Source organism: Pseudomonas sp. HN8-3, assembly GCF_020790195.1.
In the GTDB taxonomy this organism is placed as follows: domain Bacteria; phylum Pseudomonadota; class Gammaproteobacteria; order Pseudomonadales; family Pseudomonadaceae; genus Aquipseudomonas; species Aquipseudomonas synxantha_A.
This window is the reverse complement of record NZ_CP086206.1, coordinates 915,530-937,808: the sequence shown is the minus strand read 5'-3', so window position 1 is coordinate 937,808 and position 22,279 is coordinate 915,530. Positions and strand designations below refer to the sequence as shown.

The 22,279-nt window shown below is 58.4% G+C and carries 15 protein-coding genes; 13 read left to right on the top strand and 2 right to left on the bottom strand.

The features are described from left to right. Positions 1-56 precede the first annotated feature (56 nt). From LJX92_RS04115 to LJX92_RS04065, 11 genes are all read left to right on the top strand, one after another. Entirely contained in the window at positions 57-2,855 is a 2,799-nt protein-coding gene (locus LJX92_RS04115) for a hypothetical protein (RefSeq protein WP_228309342.1), read from the top strand. Positions 2,856-2,970: 115 nt separating this feature from the next. Further along, positions 2,971-4,572 (top strand): ABC transporter substrate-binding protein, encoded by a 1,602-nt coding sequence (locus tag LJX92_RS04110; RefSeq protein WP_228309341.1) that lies wholly within the window; start codon positions 2,971-2,973, stop codon positions 4,570-4,572. A 258-nt stretch (positions 4,573-4,830) separates the two neighbouring features. Next, on the top strand, positions 4,831-6,459 hold the full coding sequence (locus LJX92_RS04105) for an ABC transporter substrate-binding protein (RefSeq protein WP_005784750.1): 1,629 nt from the start codon (positions 4,831-4,833) through the stop codon (positions 6,457-6,459). Positions 6,460-6,790: 331 nt separating this feature from the next. After that, positions 6,791-8,368, top strand: coding sequence for an ABC transporter substrate-binding protein (locus LJX92_RS04100; RefSeq protein WP_371920263.1), 1,578 nt, complete (start codon positions 6,791-6,793; stop codon positions 8,366-8,368). Between the two features lie 171 nt (positions 8,369-8,539). Next, complete coding sequence (locus LJX92_RS04095) at positions 8,540-9,940, top strand: OprD family outer membrane porin (protein WP_032877814.1); 1,401 nt, start codon at positions 8,540-8,542, stop codon at positions 9,938-9,940. 80 nt (positions 9,941-10,020) lie between these two features. Beyond that, positions 10,021-11,619: an ABC transporter substrate-binding protein gene (locus tag LJX92_RS04090; protein WP_078820282.1), complete on the top strand. Its 1,599-nt coding sequence runs from the start codon at positions 10,021-10,023 to the stop codon at positions 11,617-11,619. 76 nt (positions 11,620-11,695) lie between these two features. Then, positions 11,696-12,706, top strand: a complete 1,011-nt coding sequence (locus LJX92_RS04085) for an ABC transporter permease subunit (protein ID WP_003171721.1) — start codon at positions 11,696-11,698, stop codon at positions 12,704-12,706. Positions 12,707-12,716: 10 nt separating this feature from the next. Then, positions 12,717-13,628, top strand: a complete 912-nt coding sequence (locus LJX92_RS04080; protein WP_005784738.1) for an ABC transporter permease subunit — start codon at positions 12,717-12,719, stop codon at positions 13,626-13,628. A gap of 10 nt (positions 13,629-13,638) precedes the next feature. Next, positions 13,639-14,607 (top strand): ABC transporter ATP-binding protein, encoded by a 969-nt coding sequence (locus LJX92_RS04075; protein ID WP_005784736.1) that lies wholly within the window; start codon positions 13,639-13,641, stop codon positions 14,605-14,607. Further along, positions 14,607-15,578 carry a peptide ABC transporter ATP-binding protein gene (locus LJX92_RS04070; RefSeq protein WP_005784734.1) on the top strand — a complete coding sequence of 324 codons (972 nt, stop codon included), beginning with the start codon at positions 14,607-14,609 and terminating at the stop codon, positions 15,576-15,578. Before LJX92_RS04075 ends, LJX92_RS04070 begins: the two co-directional genes overlap by 1 nt. Before the next feature lie 331 nt (positions 15,579-15,909). Continuing rightward, positions 15,910-18,168, top strand: coding sequence for a TonB-dependent siderophore receptor (locus LJX92_RS04065; protein ID WP_228309340.1), 2,259 nt, complete (start codon positions 15,910-15,912; stop codon positions 18,166-18,168). Between the two features lie 73 nt (positions 18,169-18,241). On the opposite strand, the gene LJX92_RS04060 is transcribed toward LJX92_RS04065, so the two are convergent. After that, a complete protein-coding gene (locus tag LJX92_RS04060; RefSeq protein WP_032877817.1) occupies positions 18,242-18,496 on the bottom strand; it encodes a hypothetical protein in 255 nt (84 codons plus the stop codon). 225 nt (positions 18,497-18,721) lie between these two features. Continuing rightward, positions 18,722-20,305: a peptide chain release factor 3 gene (locus tag LJX92_RS04055; RefSeq protein WP_005784726.1), complete on the bottom strand. Its 1,584-nt coding sequence runs from the start codon at positions 20,303-20,305 to the stop codon at positions 18,722-18,724. Positions 20,306-20,637: 332 nt separating this feature from the next. Here LJX92_RS04055 and LJX92_RS04050 point away from each other — a divergent pair, with 332 nt between their 5' ends. After that, complete coding sequence (locus LJX92_RS04050; protein ID WP_004372306.1) at positions 20,638-21,354, top strand: ABC transporter permease; 717 nt, start codon at positions 20,638-20,640, stop codon at positions 21,352-21,354. A 19-nt stretch (positions 21,355-21,373) separates the two neighbouring features. Next, positions 21,374-22,267 carry a glycine betaine ABC transporter substrate-binding protein gene (locus LJX92_RS04045; protein ID WP_032877818.1) on the top strand — a complete coding sequence of 298 codons (894 nt, stop codon included), beginning with the start codon at positions 21,374-21,376 and terminating at the stop codon, positions 22,265-22,267. The last annotated feature ends 12 nt before the right edge of the window (positions 22,268-22,279 follow it).

Here is a 22,279-nt window from a genome sequence, read left to right as displayed (position 1 = left end):
TTCTTTGTTTCTCGATGAACGGCAGTTATTTATCCAATAATTAATGTGAGTCGATAATGAATATAACACCGTCTCTCGCTCCCACACCCGTCGTTCCCTCTTTCCCTCCCACACACGATCGCCAGCGTCGAGCGCTTGATGATTTGCCCGCAACGCAAACCCGGCAGCAGGCAGAAGAAACCTCTTCAAAACATCCAAAAAAATTGCTCGACCAACCCCCGTTCCCCTTGCCTACACCCGCCCATGAGCTCGATGCTTCCAAAAGCATCATCTATGGGTCAGTCAACGTTATTCCGCCAAACGCGGGTTATACACAGCAAGAGCGAATGCATCGTATCGATGCCTATGCCGGTCGAGTCGTCGCGCACATTCAACACATCGAAAATGGCAGCGACGCAGAACGCAATATCAAGTTCCAGCAAACTCGCCTGTTTCTTGAACCCGCAGGTTACTTCAGCGGCGGGTTGCTAGCAGCCGGCTACGATCCCCATGAAAAAATCTCGGTGACCTTCCACTCCTATGTAGGAATGGGCAAGCCCCAGGAGGAAACCAACAAGGAGGTACGCACCTATTTTGCATGGGAGATTGCAGCCGGCGCTCTTGCGCACGACAAGGTGTCAAGGGGCGGCCCGTTGAACTTCCAGGGCATGCACATCAACCCGCAAGATAAAAACAAGCTTCACGAACTGGAATCCTTGGGTAGCCAACTCCAAGGCCATTGGGAAAATGAAATAGCGGCGCCCATGCGCGACGCCTCGGGGCAACTGGCGAAGCGATCGGGCAAAGCGGATGCCTATGTGTTGCGAGGAATATTACAAAGTCTGCATGACGACAATTCCAGTAACAAACACCTAACCCCCGCTGCGCGGGCCGCCATTGTCCGCACACTTGAAGAAGACGGAAACGCGGTAATCCCCAACATATATGGCTATCCCTTAGAGGGTTATGCATTTATTCCTTATATCAATTATCACGGTGATTATGACCACCGCCCGAACAAGGGACTGATGATTGACTTAAAGAATGGCTCCGCCCGTGAAATACACGGTGATGACGACTTTGCCAGTTGGGCTAAAAACAATCAGGCTCAATTAGTTAGCCGCTTCAACGCTCGTGACAGGCAAGGCGGTCATGATGCTCACTGGGTAGGGGCCGGGTATGTACTCAATGCATTGATTCAGGATAACCGTTCTACGTTTCCAGGAAGAAAAGGCCCGTTCACAGATCAGGCCGTACCGGTCCGGGAGACATTCAATTACACACAATCGCGAGACAGCGATTACTACTTGAAATTTGGCGACCTTAAAAACGGTATTGCCCCCCACTACCAGGCGATAAATGCCAAGAATGCACGCTGGACCGATCAAACCGAGGTCTTTGGCGCCTCCCAACAAAGTTGGAAAGCAGCCAAAGAGTTTTGGGGTAACACGTTGGGTTACTTACCGATCGTAGGCAATGTGGGCAACATTGTCTTCGGCGTACACGATGGCCTCTACGGCAAGACGGCTGATGATCGTGTCGCAGGTAACGCCGCGGCAGTAATTTCCAGCCTGCAACTGGCGCACGAGATTGCCCCCATTGGAGTGGAAGCCGGACTTGGGGAGGCGGTTTTGACACCTGGCGCTCCCAGCGCAAAACCCTACAGCTGGCGATTCAGTCAGGACACTAGCGATCTTGAACTCGTGCGCACGCCAAACGCGTTGAGCGAGAGTGATACCAACCCGGTTGCAAATCACTCGACGCCCCAGGTGAACCCGTTGCGGCCCAGTCACGCGGGGATGATCAGCGAATATGCCATCCCTGACGGCGAGCAGTTGATTGAAAAGGCCACGCACAACCAGAAGGGCATCTATCAGCTCAAGAACACCGCCACCGACGAAGATCGCTGGTTTATCCGCTACACCGATGGGACAGGCGTCCCTGGCGTATATGAAATAAAAAGCAACTTCAAACCTAGCAATGACTACGTGCAGATTATTGATCGCTCCGGAAAGATTGTATTGACCGTGCATTCAGCCGGTGACGGAAACTGGGTTCGCAATGCAGCCAATGGGGGGGTGAGGTGGCCGTGGCAGCGCTCACCATCGCCAACACCTAGTGAAAATCTGACCCCCCATTTTTCGGACCTGTTCGCCGATGTCGATCAACAGGCCGTGGCACGAGCCGACAGATTCGACCAATTCATGAAAGTGGATGAGACCAGACCTTACGCCGTATCGACCCGCGGCTATGAAGAAAACGGCGTTGTTAAAAGAAAGCTGAATATTGGCTGGGAGGCCCCCAAGGAGAAGTTCGAAGTATTGCCCTCGGAGCGAGCGGCTCCTACGCCTCTGAGCGAGACCAATTATTCAGAGCACTTTCTTCCCGACCTGAATCGTAACAACTACACGGTCATCAAAAGCTCAAAAGGCGGCGATATCGAGGTGCCGTTGGACGCCAGTGCAGACACACCCGAAGCGACAAGACTGAGCCGTCTAAAGAAATTCGAGAAAGAGATTCCCGATGCACAACTGCGATCCCGTATCTCCGAGGTTGCCCATCAAGGATCAGTATTTCCCGCCAATTGGGAGTTGCTCCAAAGCTTGAAAGAAGGCTACGGCGTCACAGCAAGCAATACTTCTTACTTTATTGATTACGACCCGATAAACAGTGAAGCCCGAGTCAAAGTCGTCACCACGTGGTTTGTAAGCGATGTCAGCGATCACGTTCCAAAAGTGATTCCGGATTTAGAAGCAACCTCCGTCAGAACCTTCACCATTCGCGAGAACAATGACGTGTCCGGCGACCTTTACACGATTGACGATTACGCTCCAACTCAACTGGAAGTCTCGATCCCCGATGATCTCCCTCAGTAATCAAGGCCCCCTTTGATGCAGATGTCCCTACCTGAGTAACCAGAACGGCGGTAACCTCGGTGACCGCCGTTTTCGTTTAGGCAGCTTTGGTCTGCCTGCCATTTCAGGGGTCTCCATGGAAAGAATCGCCGTCAAGCCACTGCTCCTCGCCGCAAGCCTACTGGCTTTTATGCCGATGGCTCAGGCCGCAACCACCCTGGTCTACTGCTCCGAAGCCAGCCCCGCCGGGTTCGATCCCAGCCAGTACACCAGCGGCACCGATTTTGACGCGTCCGCCGAAACCGTGTTCAACCGTCTGACTCAGTTCAAGCGCGGTGGCACCGAGGTAGAACCGGGTCTGGCCACGAACTGGGATGTATCCAAGGACGGCCTGACGTATACCTTCCACCTGCGCGATGGCGTCAAGTTCCACACCACCGACTTCTTCACCCCGACCCGTGATTTCAACGCCGATGATGTGTTGTTCACCTTCAATCGCTTGCTCGATGCCGACAGCCCGTTTCGCAAGGCCTACCCCTCCGAATCGCCCTACTTCACTGACATGGGCTTGAACGCCACGATCAAGAGCGTCGACAAACTCGACGAACACACCGTGCGTTTCAACCTGAACAATGTCGATGCTTCATTCGTACAGAACCTGGCGATGAGTTTCGCCTCGGTGCAATCGGCCGAATACGCCGCCCAGCTGTTGAAAGAGGGCAAGGCCGAGCAGATCAATCAAAAGCCCATCGGCACCGGGCCGTTTGTGTTCAAGCGTTACCAGAAAGATGCGCAGATCCGGTATGTGGCCAACACACAATACTGGAAGCCCGAGGACGTAAAGCTCGATAACCTGGTATTTGCGATCACCCCGGACGCCGCTGCGCGCCTGCAAAAACTAAAGGCCGGTGAATGCCAGGTCAGCGGTTACCCACGTCCTGCCGACATCGACGTGATGAAGCAAGATCCCAATCTGCGCGTGCTGCAACAAGCGGGTTTCAATCTGGGCTTCCTGGCCTACAACGTAACGCACCCGCCGCTGGACCAACTCAAGGTGCGCCAGGCGCTGGACATGGCGATCGACAAACCAGCAATCATCAAGGCCGTTTACCAGAGCGCCGGACAATTGGCGCAGAACGCATTGCCGCCGGCGCAGTGGTCTTATGACCCAGGCACCAAGGATGCCCCCTACGATCCGACCAAAGCCCGGTTGCTACTAAAAGAAGCAGGGGTTGCACCAGGTACCACCATCAATCTGTGGGCGATGACCGTGCAACGCGCCTCCAACCCCAATGCGCGGATGTCCGCACAAATGATCCAACAGGATTGGGCCAAGGTCGGCATCAAAGCCAACATCGTCAGCTATGAGTGGGGCGAGTACATCAAACGCGCTAAAAATGGCGAACACGACGCAATGATTTACGGCTGGACCGGCGATAACGGCGACCCGGATAACTGGCTCGGCGTGCTCTACAGTTGTGCCGCGGTCAAGGGCAGCAACTATGCCAAATGGTGTAACCCGGCCTACGACAAGCTGGTGCAGCAAGCCAAGGTCAGCAATGATCGCGAGCAGCGTATCAAGTGGTATCAACAGGCGCAGAAAATCCTTAAGGAACAGGTACCTATAACGCCTATTGCGAACTCGACGGTTTTCCAGCCCCTGCGCAAGGAAGTGCGCGACTTCAAGATCAGCCCGTTTGGACTGACGCCCTTCTACGGCGTGAGTCTAGATAAGTAACATCAACGCCCCAACCGAGTGCGCTAGACGCCTCGGCTGGGCTTTTTTGGTGCGCACATTGCACCGAAAAAAACCATCAAATCGACGCATTTATGGCAAAACTTTCATAATTGCGACATTCCTGTACGTTCGTACCACTGTTTACCGCTCGTAACCGTTCAGCATCTTGCATTGGGTATGGCGCCTGCATAAGTATCCGCAGGCCGACTCACGAGGTCGCCCTCACCACCAAAAATGACAACAAATCATGAGGCCAACATGCTTAAACACGCAGTCCTTCCGTTATTAGTGAGCGCTGGCCTTATGGCCGCAGCCCCCGTAGCCCTGGCGGCAACTAACCTGGTGTTCTGCTCCGAAGGGAGCCCGGCCGGTTTCGACCCAGGCCAGTACACCACCGGAACAGACTTCGATGCCTCGGCCGAAACCATGTTCAACCGTCTGAGCCAGTTCGAGCGTGGCGGCACCGCCGTCGTTCCTGGCCTGGCCACCAGCTGGGATGTGTCGCCGGACGGCCTGACGTATACCTTCCACCTGCGCGAAGGCGTCAAGTTCCACACCACCCCGTACTTCAAGCCTACTCGTGAATTCTCGGCTGACGACGTACTGTTCACCTTCAACCGGATGATCAACAAAGACGATCCGTTCCGTAAGGCCTACCCCACCGAGTTCCCGTACTTCACGGACATGGGGATGGACACCAACATCAAGAACATCGAGAAAGTCGATGATCACACCGTCAAGTTCACCCTTGGCACCGTGGACGCGGCTTTCATCCAGAACCTGGCCATGAGCTTTGCTTCGATCCAGTCCGCTGAATATGCCGCGCAATTGTTGAAGGAAGGCAAACCCGCCGACATCAACCAGAAGCCGGTCGGCACTGGCCCGTTCGTGTTCAAGAGCTACCAGAAAGATTCGAACATTCGTTACACCGGCAACAAGGACTACTGGAAACCTGAAGACGTGAAGATCGACAACCTGATCTTCGCCATCACCACTGACCCGTCGGTGCGTATCCAGAAGCTCAAGAAAAACGAATGCCAGATCACTCTGTTCCCACGTCCGGCCGACCTAAAGGCGCTGGGCGAAGACAAAGACCTGAAGCTGCCGCACCAGGCCGGTTTCAACCTGGGCTATGTGGCCTACAACGTGATGGACAAGGTCAAGGGCAGCGACCAGCCTAACCCGCTGGCTGACCTGCGCGTACGCCAGGCGCTGGACATGGCGGTGAACAAGCAGCAGATCATTGACTCCGTGTACCAGGGCGCCGGCCAACTGGCCGTCAACGCCATGCCGCCGACCCAATGGTCCTACGACACCAGCATCAAGGACGCTAAGTACGACCCAGAGAAAGCCAAGGCGCTGCTCAAGGAAGCCGGCGTCAAGGAAGGTACCGAAATCGTCCTGTGGGCCATGCCGGTTCAGCGTCCGTACAACCCGAACGCCAAGCTGATGGCTGAGATGCTGCAGAACGACTGGTCCAAGATCGGCCTGAAGGTCAAGATCACCAGCTACGAATGGGGCGAGTACATCAAGCGTTCCAAAGGCGGCGAGAACCAGGCCATGATCATTGGCTGGAGCGGCGACAATGGTGACCCGGACAACTGGCTGAACGTGCTGTTCGGCTGCGACTCGCTGTCGGGCAACAACTTCTCCAAGTGGTGCGACAAGAAATTCGACGGCATCGTGAAAGAAGCCAAGGCCACATCGGATGTCGCCAAACGCACCGAGCTGTACAAGCAGGCGCAACATATCCTCAAAGATGCAGTCCCGATGACACCTATCGCGCACTCGACGGTGTATCAACCCATGCGTAATACCGTACAGGACTTCAAGATCAGCCCATTTGGCTTGAACTCCTTCTACGGCGTTAGCGTAAGCGGCAAGTAAGGATCAATAACGGCGACGTTTCACAACGTCGCCGTTATTCCATCCGCCAGGGCCATAGGAAACAGACCACATTTGTAAGCGTTGCCGTCCTACAGCAACGAACTGCGCCTTGTGTCTCCGTTACCTACAAGTCCAGTCAGAATTGGCGCATTTACTGCAAGGTCCGCGTCCCATAACGTCGTAGGACAGCAGAGGCATCACTCTGGGAAATGGCACTTGCTGTGCGTGGGATCAGTGATGTCTTCCTGGCCATGGCCAGCGGGAGGGTTGCTGTTGATAACTACAAACAAGGATCGGGATCGTCATGCGCCATACCACTGTTCTATCCGCGATGTTTGCCACCAGCCTGCTGGCCGTGGCCACGATGGGCCAGGCCGCCGAAAAGAAGAGCCTGGTGTTCTGCTCCGAAGGCAGCCCGGCAGGGTTTGACACTGCGCAATACACCACGGCCACCGACAACGATGCGGCAGAGCCTTTGTACAATCGCCTGGTTGAATTCGAAAAAGGCGCGACCGACGTAGTACCTGGGCTGGCGACCAAATGGGATATTTCGCCAGATGGCCTGACCTACACCTTCCACCTGCGTGAGGGGGTGAAGTTCCACAGCAACAAGGAATTCAAGCCGACGCGCGACTTCAACGCCGACGACGTGCTGTTCACCTTCAACCGCATGCTTGACCCCGAGCATCCATTCCGCAAGGCCTACCCTACCGAGTTTCCGTACTTCAACGGGATGAGCCTGAACAAGAATATCGCCAAGGTCGAAAAAACCGACCCGCACACGGTGGTGATGACCTTGAACACGGTCGATGCCGCGTTCGTACAGAACATCGCCATGAGTTTCGCTGCAATCCTGTCCGCCGAATACGCCGAGCAGTTGCTCAAGCAAGGCAAGCCCAGCGACATCAACCAGAAGCCGATCGGCACTGGCCCATTTGTGTTCCAGCGTTACCAGAAAGACTCGCAGATACGTTACGTGGGCAACAAACAGTACTGGGACCCGAGCCGCGTCAAGCTGGACCAACTGATCTTCGCCATCAACACCGACGCCTCGGTACGGGTGCAGAAGCTCAAGGCCGGCGAATGCCAGGTCACCCTGCATCCGCGCCCCGCCGATGTAGACGCGCTGAAGGCCGACCCGAACCTGCAACTGCTGACCAAGCCTGGCTTCAACCTCGGCTACATCGCCTACAACGTGCGCCACAAGCCGTTCGACCAGCTTGAAGTGCGCCAGGCGCTGGACATGGCGGTGAACAAGCAGAGCATCCTCAACGCTGTGTACCAGGGCGCAGGGCAACTGGCGGTCAACGCCATGCCGCCGACACAGTGGTCCTACGACGACAGCATCAAGGACGCCGCCTACAACCCGGAAAAAGCCAAGGAGCTGCTCAAGGCCGCCGGCGTCAAGGAAGGCACCGAGATCACCCTGTGGGCGATGCCGGTACAACGTCCGTACAACCCCAACGCCAAGCTGATGGCCGAGATGCTGCAGAACGATTGGGCCAAGATCGGCCTGAAAGTCAAAATCGTCAGCTACGAATGGGGCGAGTACATCAAGCGCACCAAGAACGGTGAGCATGATGTCAGCCTGATTGGCTGGACCGGCGACAACGGTGATCCGGACAACTGGTTGGGCACCCTCTACAGCTGCGACGCCATCGGCGGGAACAACTACTCCATGTGGTGTGACCCGGCGTACGACAAGCTGATCAAGCAAGCCAAGGTCGTGACCGACCGCGAACAAAGGACTGTTCTATACAAACAGGCGCAGCAACTGCTCAAGCAGCAGGTGCCGATCACGCCAGTCGCCCACTCGACGGTCAACCAGCCGTTAAGCGCCAAAGTCGAAGGTTTCAAGGTGAGCCCCTTCGGCCGCAACGTGTTCTCGGGCGTCAGCATTACCCCATAAGAAAATAACCGGATTGCGGGGAGCGAAGTTCGCTTCCCGGCAAACGCGCAGGCTTTTGTTGGGAAAATTCCTACGCCAAACGTTTGCACAGGCTTGAACGAGTTCCACACCCAATAGCCGGTTCACCTAAAAAGACCGGCATTAAAAAAGAGAACCAAAGGAGCTTCACCCATGAAACTGAGCAGCAAAGCGCTTCTGGCCCTCGCCATCAGCAGCATCACGGCAACCGCCTACGCTGAAACGCAAAGCCAGGACTTCGTTCCTACCACGTTGGCCGGCACCAGCGCCCAAAGCGAGGCTAAAGGCTTCGTTGAAGACTTCAGCCTTGGCGGCACCACACGTAACTGGTACTCCCATGAAAGCAAATACCGTGGGGGCACCTTCGCGTACCAGAAGCATGGCCAGACCCTGACCGACCGTAACCGTACCAACTGGGTACAGGGCACCATCCTCAAAGCCAGCTCGGGTTTCACCCAGGGCACCGTCGGCGTCAAGACCGAAGTAGCGGTTTACAACGCTCTGGTACTGGACCGCAGCAAGCGTGATATCAAGGGCGGCTCCAACCGTACCCTGGCGGACTCCAACGGTGACGCCGTAGACCAGTGGAGCAAACTGGGCCTGGCCAACGTGCAGTTCCGCGTGTCCAACACCACCTTGACCGCCGGTCGCCAGAACTTCAGCAGCGGCATCGTCGACACCATCGGCAACCGTGCCCTGCCTTCAAGCTTCCAGGGTGTGAGCTTCAACAGCGAAGAGTTCAGCAACCTGTCGTTCCAGGGCGGCGTGTTTGACCGCGTTTCGCCACGTAGCGAACAGAGCCTGTCGAAATTCCGCTCCGAATACACCAACAGCGCAAAGGTTGAAACCGACAAGGTCTATACCCTGGGCGCCAACTACCAGCCATTCAAGAGCCTGAAGACCAGCTTCTTCGGCGCCAACGTCAAGGATTTCTGGAACCAGTACTACTTCGGCGCTACCCATGAACTGGGTGACAGCCAGCAACTGGCGCTGACCACCGGTTTCAACTACTACAAGACCGTCGATGAAGGCAAAAAGCTGATGGGGGATATCGACAACGATACCTACTCCCTGTCTTTTGGCCTGACTCACCAGGCCCACAGCCTGACCTTCGCCTACCAGGCCGTGAACGGTAACGAGTACTTCGACTACCTGCACGAAACCAACGGTATCTACCTGGCCAACTCCCTGACGTCCGACTTCAACGGCCCGAACGAGAAATCGTTCCAGATCGCCTACGCCATCAATATGGCCGAATACGGCGTGCCAGGCCTTAAGTTCAACGCCTACTCCGCTCGCGGCTGGGGCATCGACGGCACCCACTACACCGGTAACCGCGGTGTAGTCGGCAAAGGTTACGACGGCATCCAGTCCCAGGACGGCGAGAAGCACCAGGAATACGGTATCGGCGCTTCCTACGCGGTCCAGAGCGGCCCGCTCAAGGCCACCGCAATTCGTGCCACCTACGTTGAACACCGTGGCAGCGAGTTCCAATCCGACGGCAGCATCAAAGAGTTCCGTCTGGTCACCACCATCCCATTCAACATCCTTTAATTAGCGCCAGGCAGGCGGCGGACTCAGGACGAGTTCGCCGTCTACGCTTTTCTGGTTCCATCGATTGCAGAGGGCTCTGAATGAAAATGCTCCCGCTACAAGCCGCCATGGCTGCCGCGCTGTTGAGCGTGGCGATCGGCGTTTCGGCCAAACCGCTGGTGGTGTGCACCGAAGCCAGCCCGGAAGGTTTCGACCCGGTCCTGTACACCACCGCCGTGACCGCCGATGCCGCCGCTGAAACCATGTTCAACCGTCTGGTGGATTTCAAGCCCGGCACCACCGAAGTGGTTCCCGCCCTGGCTAAAGACCTGCCGGAAATCAGCGCCGATGGCCTGACCTACACCTTCCACCTGCGTGACGACATCAAGTTCCACACCACCGACTATTTCAAACCCACGCGCAACCTGAACGCCGACGATGTGCTTTGGAGCTTCCAGCGCCAGCTGGACCCGAATCACCCTTGGCATAAAAAGTCCAACGTGGGCTACCCGTACTTCGAAAGCATGGGCTTCAAGGAACTGCTCAAGAGCGTAGAGAAGACCGACGATCACACCGTCGTCTTTACCCTGACTCGTCCTGAAGCTCCATTCCTGGCCGACCTGGCTATGGCGTTTTCCTCGATCCACTCCGCTGAATACGCCGACCAGTTGCTCAAATCTGGCAAGACCGATGACCTGAACGCCAAGCCGATCGGCACCGGGCCGTTCATCTTCACGCGTTACCAGAAAGATGCCCAAGTACGTTTCAAGGCCAACCCGGACTACTTCCGCGGCAAGCCGCCGGCCGACCCACTGATCCTGGCGATCACCGTCGACAACAACGTGCGCCTGCAGAAGCTCAAGGCCAACGAGTGCCAGATCGCGCTGTACCCCAAGCCCGATGACGTGCCGAGCGTCAAGGCTGACCCGAACCTGAAAGTCGATGAGCTGGCAGCCATGACCACCAGCTACACAGCCATGAACACCACCCACAAATACATGAGCGATGCGCGAGTACGTCACGCGATCAATATCGCGTTCGACAAGGCCGGCTACACCGACGCCCTGTACGGCAAAGGCAACGCGGTGGTCGGCACCGGCCCCTATCCGCCAACCTTGCTGGGCTTTAATGACAAGATCAAGAACCCGCCCCGCGACCTGGACAAGGCCCGCGCCCTGCTCAAGGAAGCCGGCGTGCCGGAAGGCACCGAGTTCACCCTGTTCACCCGCAACGGCGGCGGCCCGACCAACCCTAACCCGATGCTCGGCGCCCAGCGCATGCAGGCGGATCTGGCCCAGATCGGCTTGAAGGTCAATATCAAGGTCATGGAATGGGGCGAAATGCTCAAGCGCGCCAAAGCTGGCGAGCACGACATGGTTTCCGCCGGTTGGGCCGGGGATAACGGCGACCCGGATAACTTCCTCACCCCAAACCTGAGTTGCGATGCAGCGAAAAACGGCGAAAACTACGCCCGCTGGTGTAACAAAGAGTTTCAAGACTTGATCGACAAGGCCCGCGCCGACGCTGAACCCGCCGAACGCGCTGCACTCTATGAACAAGCTTTGGCCGTTTTCGAGAAGGACCAACCATGGATCCCCATGGCCTACCCGAAAATGTTTACCGCCATGCGCAAGAACGTCGAGGGTTATACCCAAAGCCCTCTGACTACTAATAACTTCGCCACCACCCAGGTGAAGTAAATAAGAAAAACGCTCGGCACCGTCGACATTGACGGTGCCGAACCTGCCTAACCGGCTGATTGAGGTACACACCAAGATGTTTAGTTTTATTGCCCGCCGATTGGGGTTATTGATCCCCACGTTCTTCGGCATCACGTTGCTGACCTTTGCGTTGATTCGCATGATTCCAGGCGACCCCGTAGAAGTCATGATGGGCGAGCGGCGGGTTGACCCCGAAATGCACGCCCAGGCAATGGAGCGCCTTGGCCTTAACAAGCCGCTGTATGCGCAATACCTGGATTACGTCGGCAAGCTCGCCCAGGGCGACCTTGGCGAATCGCTGCGCACCCGCACCAGCGTGTGGACCGAGTTCACCGCCCTTTTCCCGGCGACCCTGGAACTGTCCATGGCCGCCCTGTTGTTCGCCGGTATCCTGGGCCTGTTGGCCGGGGTGATCGCGGCACTCAAACGAGGATCCCTGTTCGACCATGGGGTGATGGGCATCTCCCTGGCGGGCTATTCGATGCCGATCTTCTGGTGGGGCCTGATCCTGATCATGTTCTTCTCGGTGAGCCTGGGCTGGACCCCGGTTTCCGGGCGTATCGACCTGCTCTACGACATCGAGCCGCGCACCGGTTTCATGTTGATCGACACCCTGCTGGCCGACGAGCCGGACGCGTTCTGGGACGCCCTGCACCACCTGATCCTGCCGGCTATCGTGCTGGGCACCATCCCGCTGGCGGTGATCGCACGGATGACCCGCTCATCGATGCTTGAAGTACTGCGCGAGGACTACATCCGCACCGCCAAGGCCAAGGGCCTGTCGCCGGCGCGCGTGGTATTCGTGCACGGCCTGCGCAACGCGCTGATCCCGGTACTGACCGTGGTCGGCCTGCAAGTCGGCACGCTGCTGGCCGGTGCGGTACTGACCGAAACCATCTTCTCGTGGCCCGGCATCGGCAAATGGCTGATCGAAGCCATTGGCGCGCGGGACTACCCGGTGGTGCAAAACGGCATTCTGCTGATCGCCTGCCTGGTGATCCTGGTGAACTTCGTGGTGGATATCCTCTACGGCTTCGCCAACCCACGCATCCGTCACCAGCGCTGAGATCATGACCATGACTACCTCTACTCCAGTGTCAGCAGTCGATCAGAGCCTGCTGTACCCGTCCCCGTACAAAGAATTCTGGCAAGCCTTCTCCAAGAACAAAGGCGCGGTTGCCGGCCTGCTGTTCATGTTGCTAATCGTGTTCTGCGCGATCTTCGCCCCCTGGGTTGCCCCGCATAACCCCAGCGAGCAATACCGTGACTTCCTGCTGACCCCGCCCGCCTGGCTGGAAGGTGGGCAGATGCAGTTCCTGCTCGGCACCGACGAACTGGGGCGTGACTTGCTCTCGCGCCTGATCCAGGGTTCGCGCCTGTCGTTGCTGATCGGCTTGTCGTCGGTGGTGATGTCGCTGATCCCGGGCATCCTGCTGGGCCTGTTCGCCGGTTTTTTCCCGCGTTTGCTCGGCCCGACCATCATGCGTCTGATGGACATCATGCTGGCCCTGCCGTCGCTGCTGCTGGCCGTGGCGATTGTCGCCATCCTCGGCCCTGGCCTGATCAACACCGTGATCGCCATCGCTATCGTGTCGCTGCCGTCCTACGTGCGCCTGACCCGCGCCGCGGTAATGGGCGAACTGAACCGCGACTACGTGACCGCCGCCCGCCTTGCCGGCGCCGGCCTGCCACGCCTGATGTTCATCACCGTGCTGCCTAACTGCATGGCGCCGCTGATCGTACAGGCGACCTTGAGCTTTTCCTCGGCGATTCTCGATGCCGCGGCCCTGGGCTTCCTCGGCCTTGGCGTACAACCGCCAACCCCTGAGTGGGGCACCATGCTGGCTTCGGCCCGTGACTACATCGAACGCGCCTGGTGGGTCGTGAGCCTGCCTGGTTTGACCATTTTGCTCAGCGTGCTGGCAATCAACTTGATGGGTGACGGCCTGCGCGATGCGCTGGACCCGAAACTCAAGAACGCCGCCTGAGGAGATTCCCATGTCACTGTTAGAAATCAAGAATCTCAACGTCCGCTTCGGCGACAAGACTGCCGTGCCGGTGGTCGATGGCCTCGACATCTCCGTCGACAAAGGCGAAGTACTGGCGATTGTTGGCGAGTCGGGTTCGGGTAAATCCGTGACCATGATGGCGCTGATGGGCCTGATCGAGCACCCCGGCATCGTCACCGCCGACGCCCTGAACTTCGACGGCAAGGACATGCTCAAGCTGAGCAACCGCCAGCGCCGCCAGATCGTCGGCAAAGACCTGGCGATGGTGTTCCAGGACCCGATGACCGCGCTGAACCCCAGCTACACCGTGGGTTTCCAGATCGAAGAAGTGCTGCGCTTGCATTTGAAAATGTCCGGCAAACAAGCGCGCAAGCGGGCTATCGAACTGCTGGAAAAAGTCGAGATCCCAGGCGCTGCCAGCCGTATGGATGCCTACCCGCACCAATTGTCCGGCGGTATGAGCCAACGTGTTGCGATCGCCATGGCGATTGCCGGCGAACCGAAACTGCTGATCGCCGATGAACCGACCACTGCGTTGGACGTGACCATCCAGGCGCAGATCATGGAACTGCTGCTGGCCCTGCAAAAAGAGCAGAACATGGGCCTGGTGCTGATCACTCACGACCTCGCGGTAGTGGCTGAAACCGCCCAGCGCGTATGCGTGATGTACGCAGGCCAAGCGGTGGAAGTCGGCCAGGTGCCGCAACTGTTCGACATTCCGGCGCACCCGTACAGCGAAGCGCTGCTCAAGGCGATCCCGGAGCACAGCCTCGGCGCCACGCGCCTGGCCACGCTGCCGGGCATCGTTCCCGGCCGCTATGACCGTCCGCAGGGCTGCTTGCTGTCACCGCGCTGCCCGTATGTCCAGGACTCCTGCCGCGCCCAGCGTCCAAGCCTTGATCCGAAAAGCAACAGCCTCGCCCGCTGCTTCTACCCGCTGAACCAGGAGGTGGCGTAATGGCCGTCGTACTTACCGCCCGCGACCTCACCCGTCACTATGAAGTGTCCCGTGGCCTGTTCAAGGGCCACGCCACCGTGCGTGCTCTCAATGGCGTGTCCTTTGAGCTGGAAGCCGGCAAGACCCTCGCGGTTGTGGGCGAGTCGGGTTGCGGCAAATCCACCCTGGCCCGTGCCCTCACGCTGATTGAAGAGCCGTCTTCGGGCTCCTTGAAAATTGCCGGCCAGGAAGTGGCCGGTGCCGACAAGGCCCAGCGCAAGCAATTGCGTAAAGACGTGCAGATGGTTTTCCAAAGCCCGTATGCGTCGTTGAACCCACGCCAGAAAGTCGGTGATCAACTGGCGGAGCCGTTGCTGATCAACACCAACCTGTCCGCCGCCGAGCGCCGCGAAAAAGTCCAGGCGATGATGAAGCAAGTGGGCCTGCGCCCTGAGCATTATCAGCGCTACCCGCACATGTTCTCCGGTGGTCAGCGCCAACGTATCGCACTGGCCAGGGCGATGATGCTGCAACCCAAAGTGTTGGTGGCGGACGAACCGACCTCGGCGCTGGACGTGTCGATCCAGGCCCAGGTGCTCAACCTGTTCATGGATTTGCAGCAGGAATTCAACACCGCCTACGTGTTCATCTCCCACAACCTGGCAGTGGTGCAACACGTCGCCGACGACGTGATGGTGATGTACCTCGGCCGCCCGGTGGAAGTAGGCCCCAAGGAAGACATCTACGCCCGCCCGCTGCACCCGTACACGCAGGCGCTGCTGTCGGCCACACCGACCATTCACCCGGATCCGAACAAGCCGAAGATCAAAATCGTCGGCGAACTGCCCAACCCGCTGAACCCGCCACCTGGCTGCGCGTTCCACAAGCGCTGCCCGTATGCGACCGAGCGCTGCAGCAGCGAGGAGCCGCTGTTGCGACCATTGGATAACCGGCAGGTGGCTTGCCACTACGCGGAGCAATTCGTGGCCTGACGCCTCCCTTGTAGGAACTGCAGCTTCAATGAGTTCCATCGCCCTTCCCGCCAGATTGCGCATCAGTCTGGCCGGAGGGGCTTTTTTTTGCGCATTTGTAGCAAAGAAAATACAGATGGACCTGCGCCTTTCAATGCCTCCGGCCTTGAAAACATTGCGCCAGAGCCCTCTGGAAAGTGTATAGATTGTAAATGCAATTTACTTTTGTTTGAGAATCAATACCATCAAGGCGCAAAGAGGGCGCTGGATACTGGCTGCCAAGCCACGGTTGGCTACGCGAAAAATTCAGACGCCTCTCGTTCAATCGCCCCTCGTAAAGGACTTTGTGGACATGTCGTCTCAATTCAGGCTCAGCCATCTATCGCTGGCGTTTATCGCTACCCTCTCGTCTCCCGCGCTGCTGGCGGAGAGTGTGGAAAAAGAGCGCGATAAAGTGCCGATCGAAGCGACAGACCTGCCTGTAGATGGCACGCCCCAAGCCTTGGTGTTGGGCGAGACGCGCGTGCTGGGCACCGCTGCTGAAGAACTCAAGCAAGCGCCCGGCGTGTCGATCATCACCGCCGAAGACATCAAGAAACGCCCGCCCAGCAACGACCTGTCGGAGATCATCCGCCGCGAGCCAGGCGTCAACCTGACCGGCAACAGTTCCAGCGGCAGCCGTGGCAATAACCGTCAGATCGACCTACGCGGAATGGGCCCGGAAAACACCCTGATCCTGATCGATGGCAAACCCTCCACCTCACGCAACGCCGTGCGTTATGGCTGGAGCGGTGACCGTGATACCCGTGGCGAAACCAACTGGGTGCCGGCCGAAGAAGTCGAGCGCATCGAAATCCTGCGCGGCCCGGCCGCCGCTCGTTATGGCTCCGGGGCCATGGGCGGGGTGATCAACATCATCACCAAACGCCCGACCGATCAATTGCACGGTTCGCTGACCGCCTACACCGCCTTCCCCGAAAACGATGCCGAAGGCGCGAGCAAGCGCACCAACTTCAACCTCAGCGGCCCGTTGACCGACACTCTGGCATTCCGCGTCTATGGCGGCCTGAACAAGACCGACGCGGATGACGCCGACATCAACCGCGCAGCTCAAGCGACGCCTGATTCTTTGGTCGCTGGCCGCGAGGGCGTGCGCAATAAAGACGTCAATGGCTTGCTGAGCTGGCAATTCACCCCCGAGCAAACACTCGACCTGGAAGCCAGCTACAGCCGCCAGGGTAATATTTTTGCCGGCGATACCATGCTCAACGGAGGTGGCGCATTCGTTGAAAGCCTGGTGGGCAAGGAAACCAGTGTGATTCAACGCAGCAGCTTCTCTGCAACCCACCGTGGTGAATTTGACTGGGGCTCGACCCTGGCCTCGCTGACCCACGACCTGACCCGCAATGAGCGTCTCAACGAAGGCCTGGCCGGATCCGGCGAGGGCGCGCCTTCGGCCAGCGCCGGGCGTTTCGAATCACGCCTGCGTAACACCCGGGCCACCGCCGAGGTCAACCTGCCCCTGAGCTTCGGTGCCGAACAGGTCCTGACCCTGGGCAGCGAATACCTCTACGAGTCGATGAACGATCCAGGCTCGTTGCGCCCGCAAACTTATGACCCGGGCACCGGCGGCGTCCCCGCCATCCCCGGCGTCAGCCGCAACAGCACCAAGACCACCGCATCGAGCTATGCCTTGTTTGCCGAGGACAACATCGAACTGGGCAGCAAGACCATCATCACCCCTGGCCTGCGCTACGACGACCATGAAGAATTCGGCGGCAACTGGAGCCCCAGCTTCAACGCCTCGCACCAGTTGACCGATGAACTGAGCCTCAAGGGCGGTATCGCCCGTGCCTACAAGACCCCCAACCTGTACCAGTCCAACCCGAACTACTTGCTGTACAGCCGTGGCAATGGCTGCAACGCCAGCGAAGCCAATATGGGCGGTTGTTACCTGGTGGGTAATCGCGACCTGAAGCCGGAAATCAGCGTCAACAAGGAAATCGGCCTGGCCTTCGACAAGGGTACCTGGCGTACCAGCGCGACGTACTTCCGTAATGACTACAAGAACAAGATCAATGCCAGTAACGAGGCGGCTTTCCGCCTGGGCAATGGTCGCCGCGTACTGGAGTGGGAAAACAGCGGGCCCGCGTTGGTCCAGGGGGTTGAAGGCAACCTGTTCGTAAGCCTGCGCAGCGATCTGGACTGGAACACCAACCTGACCTACATGATCGACTCCAAGGACAAAGACACCGGCGAGCCGTTGAGCATCATCCCCAAGTACACCGTCAACACCACGCTGGACTGGCAAGCCACCGACAAGCTGTCCTTCCAGGTCAGCGGCACCTACTACGGCAAGCAGGAAGCGCCGACACTCAACTCACGCAGTGCCAACAGCTATGACCGCAGCGCCCAGCAGGATGTCGACCCGTATGGGCTGATGGGACTGAGCAGTGGTTATGAGTTCAGCAAAAACTTGAGCGTGCGTGTCGGTATCAACAACCTGCTGGACAAGCGCCTGTCGCGCAAAGGCAATGCCGAGGATGCCGGTGCACAGACCTATAACGAGCCGGGCCGGGCTTATTTCGCGTCGGTGACCACCTCGTTCTAAGTCACCGCCGGAGGTCTGAAAAGCGCCTTCCGCCAGCTATAGCCTGACGGGAGGCGCGTTCTTTTCAGCAAGCCTACGTCTGGCTGTCGCCTTCATCTGCGTCGTCGCTGTCAGGCTCGTCGGTAGTCGAGTCATCATCACCCTCGCTGCCGCCCTGGCCTTGATCGCCTGGTTCGGCTTCGGACTTGGCCAACTGCAAGTCCGATGCCTGGCCACTCGTCACCACCCCTACGCTCTGCACCGGGTTATGCGCCCAGGCCGTCGACATCCCCAACGACAACAGCACCAGCACCTTCATCAACAGCACTACGCGTTGAAAAATACTCATGGTTGATTCCGTCCAGTCAGTAAATAAGACCCGCACGGCAGTCATTAACTGCCACCAGCGTTTACGCTAGTCGCGATGCCGGATTACCGCCAATCTCCAGCCTTTTGGAGATCAAAATGTGGGAGGGGCTTGCTCCCGATTGCGGAGTGTCAGAGCCCAATACACTGGCTGACACACCGCTATCGGGGGCAAGCCCCCTCCCACATTCTCTGAAACGCTCAGACCTTAGTGGTGTTCGCGGGTCGCGCGGAATTTCACATCCGGCCAGCGCTCTTCCATCAACGCCAGGTTGACCCGGGTCGGCGCCAGGTAGGTCAGGTGACCACCGCCGTCGACCGCGAGGTTTTCCACCGCCTTGTTGGAGAACTCTTCCAGCTTCTTCTTATCGCTGCACTCGATCCAGCGCGCCGAATACACGGTGATCGGCTCGTAGGAGCACTCCACTTTGTATTCCTCTTTCAAGCGACTGGCGACCACGTCGAACTGCAGCACACCCACGGCGCCGAGGATGATGTCGTTGCTGCGCTCGGGGAAGAACACTTGGGTGGCACCTTCTTCGGCCAATTGCTGCAAGCCTTGGCGCAGTTGCTTGGACTTGAGCGGGTCGCGCAGGCGCACGCGGCGGAACAGTTCCGGGGCGAAGTGCGGGATACCGGTAAAGCCCAGCGCTTCGCCTTCGGTGAAGGTGTCACCGATCTGGATGGTGCCGTGGTTGTGCAGGCCGATGATGTCGCCGGCGTAGGCTTCTTCGAGCTGTTCACGCTCGGAGGAGAAGAACGTCAGGGCGTCGCCGATGCGCACGTCCTTACCGGTACGCACGTGGCGCATCTTCATGCCTTTTTCGTATTTGCCGGAGCAGATGCGCATGAAGGCAATACGGTCACGGTGTTTCGGGTCCATGTTCGCCTGGATCTTGAACACGAAGCCGGTGAATTTCTCTTCAACCGGTTCCACGGTGCGCTCGTTGGCGACACGCGCCAGCGGGCGCGGGGCCCAGTCCACTACCGCGTCGAGCACGTGGTCGACGCCGAAGTTGCCCAAGGCGGTACCGAAGAACACCGGGGTCAACTGGCCGTCGAGGAATTCCTGCTGGTTGAATTCGTGGCAGGCGCCCTGCACCAGTTCCAGCTGGTCGACGAAACGGTCGTACTCGTCACCCAGATGGGCGCGGGCTTCGTCCGAGTCGAGCTTTTCAATGATCTTGGTTTCGGTACGTTCGTGACCATGGCCGGCGGTGTAGACAATGATGTAGTCGTCGGCCAGGTGGTACACGCCCTTGAAGTCGCGGTAGCAACCAATCGGCCAGGTGATCGGCGCGGCCTTGATCTTCAGGACGGCTTCGATTTCATCCAGCAACTCGATCGGGTCGCGGATATCACGGTCGAGTTTGTTGATGAAGCTGACGATCGGCGTGTCACGCAGGCGGCAAACGTCCATCAGCGCAATGGTACGTGGCTCAACGCCCTTACCGCCGTCGAGGACCATCAATGCCGAGTCCACCGCCGTCAGGGTGCGGTAGGTATCTTCGGAGAAGTCTTCGTGGCCCGGGGTGTCGAGCAGGTTGACCATGTGGTCGCGATACGGGAATTGCATGACCGACGTGGTAATGGAAATACCCCGTTGTTTTTCCATCTCCATCCAGTCGGATGTGGCATGGCGGTCGGATTTGCGCGATTTCACCGTGCCGGCTACCGCGATCGCCTTGCCCATCAGCAACAGCTTTTCGGTGATGGTGGTTTTACCGGCATCGGGGTGGGAAATAATGGCGAAAGTGCGGCGTTTCGCGACTTCGGCGGCCTGGTGGGTCATGGGAAATCGCCTGGCAGGTGAGTCAAAAAAGGGCGGCGAGTATAGCGCAAACGAGGGGGTACGGACCACCGTTGAGCCCATTGGGGGTGGCTAAATGCGCCCAAGTGTGGAACCTTTTAAAAGGTCGAGACGTCCACTCCCCTGCTACCGCACTCGGAACAGGGGCTGAAATATCAGCAAGTTAGCCTGACGAGGCTGCGCTCATGGCTTGATCGCATACTGCATTGCCAGTATCGGCGAGCTGCTTTTCGCGAACCTATTCGCCGACAGCCAGGAATGGCATTGCCGCCGGAGAATGTGTTCGCCGACAAAAGAAAAAAAGGAGTCCGCCTGTGGCTATTCGCTATGGCAAAGGGCTGATAGGAGGCGCGGTTGTCGTCGCGCTCCTGGCCCTGCTGGTCCACTGGATCGGCATCAACACGATCGAACTGTACCGCGACGATTTGTTGTTTTACCTGCAAGCTCACCTGATTCTTGTCCTAGTCTCCATGCTGGCAGCCCTGATTGTGGGCATCCCCGCTGGTATCCTGCTCAGCCGACCCAACATGGTCGGGCGTGCAGAACGTTTCATGCAGATCTTCAACATCGGCAACACCGTCCCTCCCCTGGCTGTACTGGCCATCGCCCTCGGCGTCCTCGGCATCGGCAGCGGCCCGGCCATCTTCGCGCTGTTTCTCGCTTCCCTCCTGCCCATCGTGCGTAACACCTACGAAGGCTTGAAAAACGTCCAGGGTTCCCTCAAGGAAGCCGCCACCGGCATCGGCATGACGCCGCGTCAGGTGCTGTTTCGCGTGGAACTGCCCAACGCAGTGCCGATCATCATCGGCGGTGTACGTGTGGCCCTGGCGATCAACGTCGGCACCGCGCCACTGGCGTTCCTGATTGGTGCCAACAGCCTGGGCAGCCTGATCTTCCCCGGCATTGCCCTGAACAACCAGCCGCAACTGCTGCTCGGCGCTGCATGCACCGCGCTGCTGGCATTGCTGCTTGACGGCCTGGTGACCATGGCCAGCCGCCTCTGGCTGGAACGCGGGTTGCGCCCGTCTTAACGCCAGGAAAGGAATCGACATGAAAAAACTAAGCTTGATATTAGGCTGCGTCCTGCTGTTTGCAGGTATTGCGCAAGCCGCTGAAAAACCGGTGATTCGCATTGGCGCCCGGGTGTTCACCGAGCAGACCCTGCTCGCCGAAATCACCTCCCAGTACCTGCGCACCAAGGGTTACGACGCCCGTGTGACGGGTGGCCTGGGCAGCAACCTGGCACGCAGTGCCCAGGAAAGCGGGCAACTGGATCTGATCTGGGAATACACCGGCGTATCGCTGGTGGCCTATAACCACATCGACGAGAAGCTCGACAGCGAACAGTCCTACGCCCGGGTGAAAGAACTCGACGCGAAAAAAGGCTTGGTCTGGCTCTCGCCGTCGAAATTCAGCAACACCTACGCGCTGGCACTGCCGGAAAACGTGGCCAAGGAATTTCCGCAGATCAACAGCATCAGCGACCTGACCAAAGCCCTGGCCGAGGACACCAAGGAAAACCGCCTGGTGGCCCTCGACACCGAGTTCGCCAACCGTTCCGACGGCATGGGCGGCATGGTCAAGTTGTATGACATGAACCTCACGCGCAAAAACACCCGGCAGATGGACGCTGGCCTGGTCTACACCGCCCTGCGTAATGGCCAGGTGTTTGCCGGTCTGGTCTACACCACCGATGGCCGCCTGAACGCGTTCAAATTGAAGCTGCTGGCCGACGACAAGCATTACTTCCCGGACTACACCGCAGCTCCGGTGATCCGTCAGGAATATCTCGACCAGCATCCTCAATTGGCCGCAGAGCTCAAGCCCTTGGCCGAGCTGTTCGACGACGCAACCATGCGCGAGCTGAATGCGCGGGTCGACGTCGACCACGAAAGCCCGTCCGCTGTCGCCGCCGATTTCCTGCGCCAACATCCGATCAACTAAGAAGGAGAAGAC

Bases quoted from the DNA above. Each gene is read 5' to 3' on its own strand.
- LJX92_RS04115 (WP_228309342.1), top strand. From the start codon at position 57: ATGAATATAACACCGTCTCTCGCTCCCACACCCGTCGTTCCCTCTTTC.
- LJX92_RS04110 (WP_228309341.1), top strand. From the start codon at position 2,971: ATGGAAAGAATCGCCGTCAAGCCACTGCTCCTCGCCGCAAGCCTACTG.
- LJX92_RS04105 (WP_005784750.1), top strand. From the start codon at position 4,831: ATGCTTAAACACGCAGTCCTTCCGTTATTAGTGAGCGCTGGCCTTATG.
- LJX92_RS04100 (WP_371920263.1), top strand. From the start codon at position 6,791: ATGTTTGCCACCAGCCTGCTGGCCGTGGCCACGATGGGCCAGGCCGCC.
- LJX92_RS04095 (WP_032877814.1), top strand. From the start codon at position 8,540: ATGAAACTGAGCAGCAAAGCGCTTCTGGCCCTCGCCATCAGCAGCATC.
- LJX92_RS04090 (WP_078820282.1), top strand. From the start codon at position 10,021: ATGAAAATGCTCCCGCTACAAGCCGCCATGGCTGCCGCGCTGTTGAGC.
- LJX92_RS04085 (WP_003171721.1), top strand. From the start codon at position 11,696: ATGTTTAGTTTTATTGCCCGCCGATTGGGGTTATTGATCCCCACGTTC.
- LJX92_RS04080 (WP_005784738.1), top strand. From the start codon at position 12,717: ATGACTACCTCTACTCCAGTGTCAGCAGTCGATCAGAGCCTGCTGTAC.
- LJX92_RS04075 (WP_005784736.1), top strand. From the start codon at position 13,639: ATGTCACTGTTAGAAATCAAGAATCTCAACGTCCGCTTCGGCGACAAG.
- LJX92_RS04070 (WP_005784734.1), top strand. From the start codon at position 14,607: ATGGCCGTCGTACTTACCGCCCGCGACCTCACCCGTCACTATGAAGTG.
- LJX92_RS04065 (WP_228309340.1), top strand. From the start codon at position 15,910: ATGTCGTCTCAATTCAGGCTCAGCCATCTATCGCTGGCGTTTATCGCT.
- LJX92_RS04060 (WP_032877817.1), bottom strand. From the start codon at position 18,496: ATGAGTATTTTTCAACGCGTAGTGCTGTTGATGAAGGTGCTGGTGCTG.
- LJX92_RS04055 (WP_005784726.1), bottom strand. From the start codon at position 20,305: ATGACCCACCAGGCCGCCGAAGTCGCGAAACGCCGCACTTTCGCCATT.
- LJX92_RS04045 (WP_032877818.1), top strand. From the start codon at position 21,374: ATGAAAAAACTAAGCTTGATATTAGGCTGCGTCCTGCTGTTTGCAGGT.